General features: G+C 67.2%; 7 protein-coding genes. 1 reads left to right on the top strand and 6 read right to left on the bottom strand.

What is annotated here, in order from left to right:
* Positions 1-87: 87 nt before the first annotated feature.
* The 6 genes from ABS52_18915 to ABS52_18890 form a co-directional block, all read right to left on the bottom strand.
* Positions 88-546, bottom strand: coding sequence for an SUF system NifU family Fe-S cluster assembly protein (locus tag ABS52_18915; protein ID ODT00165.1), 459 nt, complete (start codon positions 544-546; stop codon positions 88-90).
* A 2-nt stretch (positions 547-548) separates the two neighbouring features.
* Positions 549-1,811: a hypothetical protein gene (locus ABS52_18910; GenBank protein ID ODT00164.1), complete on the bottom strand. Its 1,263-nt coding sequence runs from the start codon at positions 1,809-1,811 to the stop codon at positions 549-551.
* The gene (locus ABS52_18905; GenBank protein ID ODT00163.1) at positions 1,808-3,103 is read right to left on the bottom strand and encodes a Fe-S cluster assembly protein SufD; all 1,296 of its coding nucleotides are present in this window, start codon (positions 3,101-3,103) and stop codon (positions 1,808-1,810) included. The genes ABS52_18910 and ABS52_18905 overlap by 4 nt, the downstream gene beginning before the upstream one ends.
* A 1-nt stretch (position 3,104) precedes the next feature.
* Complete coding sequence (locus ABS52_18900) at positions 3,105-3,866, bottom strand: Fe-S cluster assembly ATPase SufC (GenBank protein ID ODT00162.1); 762 nt, start codon at positions 3,864-3,866, stop codon at positions 3,105-3,107.
* Positions 3,867-4,071: 205 nt separating this feature from the next.
* The gene (locus tag ABS52_18895) at positions 4,072-5,505 is read right to left on the bottom strand and encodes a Fe-S cluster assembly protein SufB (GenBank protein ODT00161.1); all 1,434 of its coding nucleotides are present in this window, start codon (positions 5,503-5,505) and stop codon (positions 4,072-4,074) included.
* Entirely contained in the window at positions 5,502-6,173 is a 672-nt protein-coding gene (locus ABS52_18890) for a hypothetical protein (protein ID ODT00160.1), read from the bottom strand. Before ABS52_18890 ends, ABS52_18895 begins: the two co-directional genes overlap by 4 nt.
* Before the next feature lie 344 nt (positions 6,174-6,517).
* Here ABS52_18890 and ABS52_18885 point away from each other — a divergent pair, with 344 nt between their 5' ends.
* On the top strand, positions 6,518-6,730 hold the full coding sequence (locus ABS52_18885) for a hypothetical protein (GenBank protein ODT00159.1): 213 nt from the start codon (positions 6,518-6,520) through the stop codon (positions 6,728-6,730).
* The last annotated feature ends 608 nt before the right edge of the window (positions 6,731-7,338 follow it).

The following is a 7,338-nucleotide window of genomic DNA, read 5'->3' as shown; positions in this document are numbered from 1 at the left end:
ATGGCCTGCAAGCCGGCACCGCGCACGTCGTGCGCTTTCCGGGGGGGGGGGCGAGCAGTCAATTACCCGCGGCGAGGCCCCGCCACGTCAGGTGGCGGGGCTCGCCTGCGCGCCGGCCTGCGGTGATTCCAGCGCCTCCTTCATGGCGTGCCACGCCAACGACGCGCACTTGACCCGCGTCGGGAATCGCGCCACTCCCGAGAAGACCTTCAGCTTGCCTAACGCCGACTCGGCGCCGGCCGCGGCCGCCTGGCCGGTGACCATCGCGTGGAACTGCGCGAAGATCGCCTCCGCCTCGGCGCGCGTCTTTCCCCTGACCGCCTGCGTCATCATCGACGCCGAGGCCTTCGAGATCGCGCACCCCGTCCCCACGAACGAGATGTCGGCCACGCGGTCCCCTTCCATCCGCAGCCAGACCGTCACCTCGTCACCGCACATGGGGTTGTGCCCCTCGGCGTGGGCGCTGGGCGGGGGAAGCTCGCCCCAGTTCCGCGGGTTCCGGTTGTGCTCCAGGATCACGTCCTGGTACAGCTGGCCAAGATCCATGCTCAGGCGAAGACCTCCCGCACGTGGCGAACGGCGCGCACGAGCGTGTCGACCTCCCCGCGCGTGTTGTAGAGATAGAACGACGCGCGGGCGGTGGATGGGAGGCCGAAGCGCCGCATGAGCGGCTGCGCGCAGTGGTGGCCAGCGCGAATGGCGACCCCGAAGCCGTCGAGGATCGTCCCGATGTCGTGCGGATGCGCGCAGTCCATCGTGAAGCTCAGTACCCCCGCCTTGTGCGGCGCCGTCCCCACCAGGGTGACGCCGGGAACGTCGCGCAGCTGTTCCACCGCGTACGCCAGGAGGTCGTGCTCGTGCGCGGCGATGGCGTCGAGCCCCACCTGTTCCAGGTACTCGAACGCATGGCGGTAGGCGACCACATCGCCGATGGACGGTGTCCCCGCCTCGAACTTCGACGGGAGGGTGGCCCACGTGGAGCGCTCGAACGAGACGTGCGCGATCATGTCGCCGCCCCCCATGTACGGGGGCATCCGCTCCAGCCACGCTTCCTTGCCGTACAGGATGGACGCCCCCGTCGGCCCCAGCATCTTGTGCCCGGAGCAGGCGAAGAAGTCGCAGTCGATCGCCTGCAGGTCCACGGGCGTGTGCGGAGCGCTCTGTGCCCCGTCGAGCAGCACCGCCGCCCCGGCCTCGTGCGCCAGCCGCACGATCTCCTCCACCGGATTCACCGTGCCTAACGCGTTGGAGACGTGGGCCACCGCCACCAGCCGCGTGCGCTCGCTCAGCAGGGCGCGGTAACCCTCCATGTCCAGCTCCCCGGCATCGGTGACCGGGATGACCCGGAGCACGGCCCCCGTCCGCTCGCACAGGAGCTGCCAGGGGACGATGTTCGAGTGGTGCTCCATGGTGGAGACGACGATCTCGTCACCCGCCTTCACGAATGCCTGCCCGAACGACGACGCCACCAGGTTGATCCCCTCGGTGGCCCCGCGCGTGAAGACGATCTCGTGCGCGTGCCGCGCGTTGAAGAAGCGGCGCGCCGCCTCGCGGGTGAGGTCGTACAGCTCGGTGGCCTTCTCGCTCAGGTAGTGCACCCCGCGATGGATGTTCCCGTTCTCCGCCTCGTAGTAGCGCGTGAGGGCGTCGATCACGCTGCGGGGCTTCTGCGACGTCGCCGCGTTGTCCAGGTACACGAGCGGCTTCCCGCGCACCTGGAGCGAGAGGATCGGGAAATCGGCGCGAATCCTCTGGACGTCCAGCGTTGCGCGCCGGCACTCCCGTCGCCCGTCTCCCGTCTCCCGTCTCACACGTACCTCGCCAGCGTGAGCCGCTCCAACTCCACCTTCAACTCCTCCAGCTCGATCGTCTCCAGCACCTCGGCCGCGAAGGCGTACGTCAGCAGCCGCCGCGTCACCTCCGCCCCCACCCCCCGCGACTTCATGTAGAAAGCCGCGATCTCGTCCAGCTTCCCCACCGTGGCGCCGTGCGTGCACTTCACGTCGTCGGCGAAGATCTCCAGCTGCGGCTTGGTGTCGATGCGCGCCTTGTCCGACAGGAGCAGCGTCTTGTTGGTCTGCTTCCCGTCGGTCTTCTGCGCGATCGGGCGCACGTACACCTTGCCGTTGAACACCCCGTGCGACGACCCGTCGAGGATCCCCTTGTAGATCTCGCGCGAGTAGCAGTTGGGCTCGGCGTGCTCGATGCGCGTCTGGGTGTCGCACAGCTGGTCGCCATCCAGCATGTACAGCCCGTTCAGCGTGGCCCCGCACCCCTCGCCGCCGAGCGTCGTGTAGATGTTGTTGCGCGACAGCGACGCCCCGGTCGAGAAGGCGAACGACACGTAGTGCGAGTCGCGCCCCTGCACCACCTCGGTGTGCCCCACGTGGAACGCCTTCCGTCCCTCGCGCTGCAGCTTGTAGTGGTTGAGCGTTGCCCCCTCGTCCAGGACGCACTCCGTCACGCTGTTCGTGAGGTAGCGTGCGTCGCTGGTGGAGACGTACTGCTCGATGATGGTCGCGCGCGCGAAGCGGTCGAGCACGACCAGGTTGCGCGGGTGCGACACGCCACCCTCGGCGGCGCGGTCGGAGACGAAGAGGAGGTGGATCGGCGTCTCCGCCACCACGTCCTGGGCCACGTGCAGCACCGCGCCGTCGCGCAGCATCGCCGTGTTGAGGGCCGTGAAGGCGAACGCCTGGCTGTCGAAGGCCGCCAGCTTCGCCAGGTGCCGCTCGAGCAGCGTCGGCTCCTCGTGCAGCGCCGCGGCGAGCGACATCAGGCGCACGCCGGCCGGGAGTCCGTCGAGGCGGCTGAGCGACGGGGCGAAGCGCCCGTTCACGAAGGTCACCACCGGCCACGCCGTGCTCCCCACCTGGAACCCCGTCACGTCGGCCGCCGTCAGCGTCCCCGCCGCCGGTGGCATGGGCTGGAACGCAGCCTCGGTGATGGGGGCGGGGTTGGTGAAGTGCCAATCCTCGTTCTTCGGCGTCGGGAAGCCGTAGCCTTGCAACTGCTCCATCGCCCGGGCGCGCAGCGGCGCCAGCCACGCCGGCCCCTCGGGCGGCAGCGTGGCGAAGTGCTCGCGGTACAGTGCCGTGCTCACGTCACGCCCCCGCCGCCGCCGGCTCCTCGAGGAGCCAGTCGTACCCCTTGGCCTCGAGCTCCAGCGCGAGCTCCTTCCCCCCCGACTTCACGATGCGCCCGCCGGCCAGCACGTGCACGTAGTCGGGGACGATGTAATTCAGGAGGCGCTGGTAGTGCGTCACCACGATCGTCGCCGTGTCGGGGCGCTTGAGCTTGTTCACCCCGTTGGCCACGATGCGCAGCGCGTCGATGTCGAGCCCCGAGTCCGTCTCGTCCAGGATCGCCAGCTTCGGCTCCAGCACCGCCATCTGCAGGATCTCGTTGCGCTTCTTCTCGCCGCCGGAAAAGCCCATGTTCACCGAGCGCTGCAGCATCGCCTCGTCCATCTCGACGAGCTTGAGCTTCTCGGTCATGATGTCGAGGAAGTCCATCGGGTCCACCTCCTCCTGGCCGTTCGCCTTGCGGATCTCGTTGTAGGCGGTGCGCAGGAAGTAGGCGTTGGAGACGCCGGGGATCTCGATGGGGTACTGGAAGGCGAGGAAGATCCCGGCATGGGCGCGCTCCTCGGCTTCCATCGCCACGAGGTCCTGCCCCTCGTACTCGATGGTGCCCCCGGTGACTTCGAACCCCGGGTGGCCGGCCAGGACCTGGGCCAGCGTGGACTTGCCGGAGCCGTTAGGCCCCATGATGGCGTGGACTTCGCCGGCGCTGACGGTCAGGGAGATGCCCTTCAGGATCTCCTTGTCGCCGACGTTCGCGTGCAGGTTCTTGATGACGAGCATTGGTGTGTATGCCTGATGAGGAAATGGCGGTGACGTGGAGCTGACGGAGGGGGACGGGCGGAGGAAATTCAATGACACGGGCGATCACGGTGGGGCACGGAGACCACGGAGGACCTCCCCGTATTTGTCGCACCCGCTGTTCTCCTCCGTCCCTCCGTGTTCTCCGTGATGAATGCTCTTGGCAATTGCTCGAGCCGCACAACGACTATCCAACCGACCCCTCGAGCGTGATCCCCAGCAGCTGCTGCGCCTCGAGGGCGAACTCCATCGGGAGCTCCTTGAAGACCTCGCGGCAGAAGCCGGAGACGATCATCGACACCGCCTGCTCGGCGCTGAGCCCGCGCTGCTTGAGGTAGAAGATCTGGTCCTCGCCGATCTTCGACGTGCTGGCCTCGTGCTCGATGGTCGCGGTGTTGTTCTGGGCCTCGATGTACGGGAAGGTGTGCGCGCCGCAGGCATTCCCGATCAGCATCGAGTCGCACTGCGTGTAGTTGCGCGCGTTCTCGGCCCTGGGCATCACCTTCACCTGGCCGCGGTACGAGTTCTGCCCCTTCCCGGCCGAGATCCCCTTGGAGACGATGTTCGACTTCGTGTTGCGGCCGATGTGGATCATCTTGGTCCCCGTGTCGGCCTGCTGCATGTTGTTGACGACCGCCACCGAGTAGAACTCGCCGGTGGAGTTGTCACCCTGCAGGATCACGCTGGGGTACTTCCAGGTGATCGCCGAGCCGGTTTCCACCTGCGTCCACGAGATCTTGGCGTTCGTGTACGCCTTGCCGCGCTTGGTGACGAAGTTGTAGATGCCCCCCTTTCCTTCCTCGTCGCCGGCGAACCAGTTCTGCACCGTCGAGTACTTCACCGTGGAGTTGTCGAGGGCGACGATCTCCACCACCGCGGCGTGCAGCTGGTTGGTCGAGCGCTTGGGAGCGGTGCACCCCTCCAGGTAGCTGACGTACGAGCCTTCCTCGGCCACGATGAGCGTGCGCTCGAACTGCCCCGTATCGGCGGCGTTGATGCGGAAGTACGTCGACAGCTCCATCGGGCAGCGCACCCCCTTGGGGATGTACACGAACGACCCGTCCGAGAAGACCGCCGAGTTGAGGGCGGCGAAGAAGTTGTCGCTGTAGGGGACCACCGAGCCGAGGTACTTCTCGACCAGGTCGGGGTGCTCCCGCACCGCCTCGCCGAACGAGCAGAAGATGATCCCGTGCTTCTTCAGCTCTTCCTTGTAGGTGGTGCCCACCGAGACCGAGTCGAAGACGGCGTCGACCGCCACCCCGGCGAGCAACTTCTGCTCGTGGAGCGGGATGCCGAGCTTGTCGTAGGTCTCCTTGATCTTGGGGTCGAGCTCGTCCAGCGAGCCTAACGGCTTGGCCGTCTTCGGCGCGCTATAGTACGACACCGCCTGAAAGTCGATCGGCGGGTAGGTGACGTTGGGCCAGTGCGGCTCGGTCATCTGCTGCCAGCGGCGGAACGCCTTCAGGCGCCACTCGAGCAGGAACGCGGGCTCGTTCTTCTTGGACGAGATGAGCCGCACCACGTCCTCGTTGAGGCCGGGCGGGATGGTGTCGGCGGCGATGTCGGTGCTGAAGCCGTACTGGTATTCCTTCGATACCAGTTGGTCGATGGCGGAGCTCATGGCATCTCCTGCAGCGCAGGTATCCCCGCACGCGGGGGGTCGATCTGGACGAGTGCCGCCGCCTCGTGGCTGTCGCTGCCTGACGAGTCGGCGGGGTGAATGCAGTACTCGCAGCAGTTGGCCCCTGCCGCGATATGGGTCTGGCGCGTCACGTTCGCGCCGAGGACTTCTTCGAGAAAGCGCTTCTCGGCGGCGCAGATCTCGGGGAATCGCTCGATCACCGCGCGGATGGCGCAGTTGTGCTCGCGGAGCAGCCCCCCGTCGCTCCCCGACGCCTCGGCCATGTAGCCGAGCGAGGTGAGAAGCTCGGCGAGTCGCTGCGCCCGTTGGTTCAACGGCAGGCGGGCCAGCTCCGGCTTCGCCTTCTCGGCGATCTCGGCCCATCGCTTCCGGAAGAGCTCGACCACCCCCTCGCTCCCGAGCTGCTGGCGGACCAGCTCCAGCACCTCGTTGAGGGCGGTGTCGTAGGCGCGCGGAAAGAGCCGCTCACCCGCGTCAGTGAGCGAGTAGGCGAAGACGGGACCACCGACGCCTCGGATCTCGCGCTGGTAGCGCACCAGCCCCTCGGCTTCCAGCTCCTTGAGGTGCCGGCGGAGGGCGTTGGGCGTGACCCCGAACTGACGCCCAAGCTCCTTGGCGGTAAGGGGTTGCGCCTTCTTGAGCGCCACCAGGACGTCACCCCGAAGCCCCCGGTATCCGGCTAGGGGGACAGTAGGTAAGGCCATGGAAGGGGGAAGATGGCCGAATCGGGGAAATAAGTCAACGAAAGTGTTCACGGATTGTCGCGGGGCGGGTGCGACTAGGGTTTCCCCGAGTTTACAGGCGTTGGGGGTGATCCGACTATTTGTGGTGTCCAATGCGGGGGTGTCCACTTCACCCTCACCTCGACGCCGGGGGCTCGGGACTTCGGGACCTTCCCGGGATCGTGGCACCAGCACACGAGTCAGTGAGCAGACCGATGAGTAGCCTAGCAGACACCTTCGAGCACCTCGTCCCCGTGGGTCCGCGCCTCATGGTGACGCCCGTGATCACGCCGACCATCGCCCCGCTCGGGCGCGATCGGTTGATACCGGTGCGCAACGTTCAGGGGCGCGAGGTGGTGGTCCGGGGTGGGGCCACCGGCCGGGAGTACCGATTCGCCCCTGGCGAATCGCGCGAGGTTCCGCTCGCGGACGCACGCCTCCTGGTGGCGGGGGGCGATTTCGCCTTCAGCGCCGGTCGCTGAGCGGGGCGGTCGTCCTGCTGCCCGGCGCTGCGAGGGGTTAGTCAGCGCGCGGGGGGGCGGGAGCCGGCCAGCGGCGTAGACAGGATGCGTCATCGAGTGGGGCGCGCGTCCGTCAGGATGGAGGATGGCTGGACCCTTGGCGACGGGTCGACGGATTCCCGTCTTCCCCTCGTGACTGAAGGCGGCACCAACGGAAGCCCCCGGGTGAGCGCAGGTAACACGTTGCCGGAAGCCGACTTCGCCGAGCGGTATTGGGTGTGATGCGAGCCGAGTGGGCCTAAGCGGCAAAAACTGCCGACGCCGCTTCGGGGGGCACGAATGACGCTGCGGAGACGCCGCACGGACCAAATCGGCCTCGTGGTACGGAATGTGATATGACTCACCCGCGAGTTCCGACTCCGTGCGACAGGTCGCCGATCGTCACGGTGATTCCAACAGAACGGTTCGCTTCCATACCAGGATCTTGCGGACCAGATCAACCCTCCAGCGGGAGACCCCTGACCATGAAGAGCATCCGCAAGTTCCTGAAGCAGGACGACGCCATCGCCGTGACCGAGTACGGCCTCCTCGTCGCCCTCGTCGCCATCGCCCTGATCGCCGTCGTGACG

This window comes from Gemmatimonadetes bacterium SCN 70-22, from assembly GCA_001724275.1.
Lineage (GTDB): Bacteria > Gemmatimonadota > Gemmatimonadetes > Gemmatimonadales > Gemmatimonadaceae > SCN-70-22.
This window is presented reverse-complemented; position numbering and strand designations above follow the sequence as displayed.

Coding starts and splice junctions, on each gene's coding strand:
- ABS52_18895 (ODT00161.1), bottom strand. CDS start 5,505: ATGAGCTCCGCCATCGACCAACTGGTATCGAAGGAATACCAGTACGGC.
- ABS52_18900 (ODT00162.1), bottom strand. CDS start 3,866: ATGCTCGTCATCAAGAACCTGCACGCGAACGTCGGCGACAAGGAGATC.
- ABS52_18915 (ODT00165.1), bottom strand. CDS start 546: ATGGATCTTGGCCAGCTGTACCAGGACGTGATCCTGGAGCACAACCGG.
- ABS52_18885 (ODT00159.1), top strand. CDS start 6,518: ATGGTGACGCCCGTGATCACGCCGACCATCGCCCCGCTCGGGCGCGAT.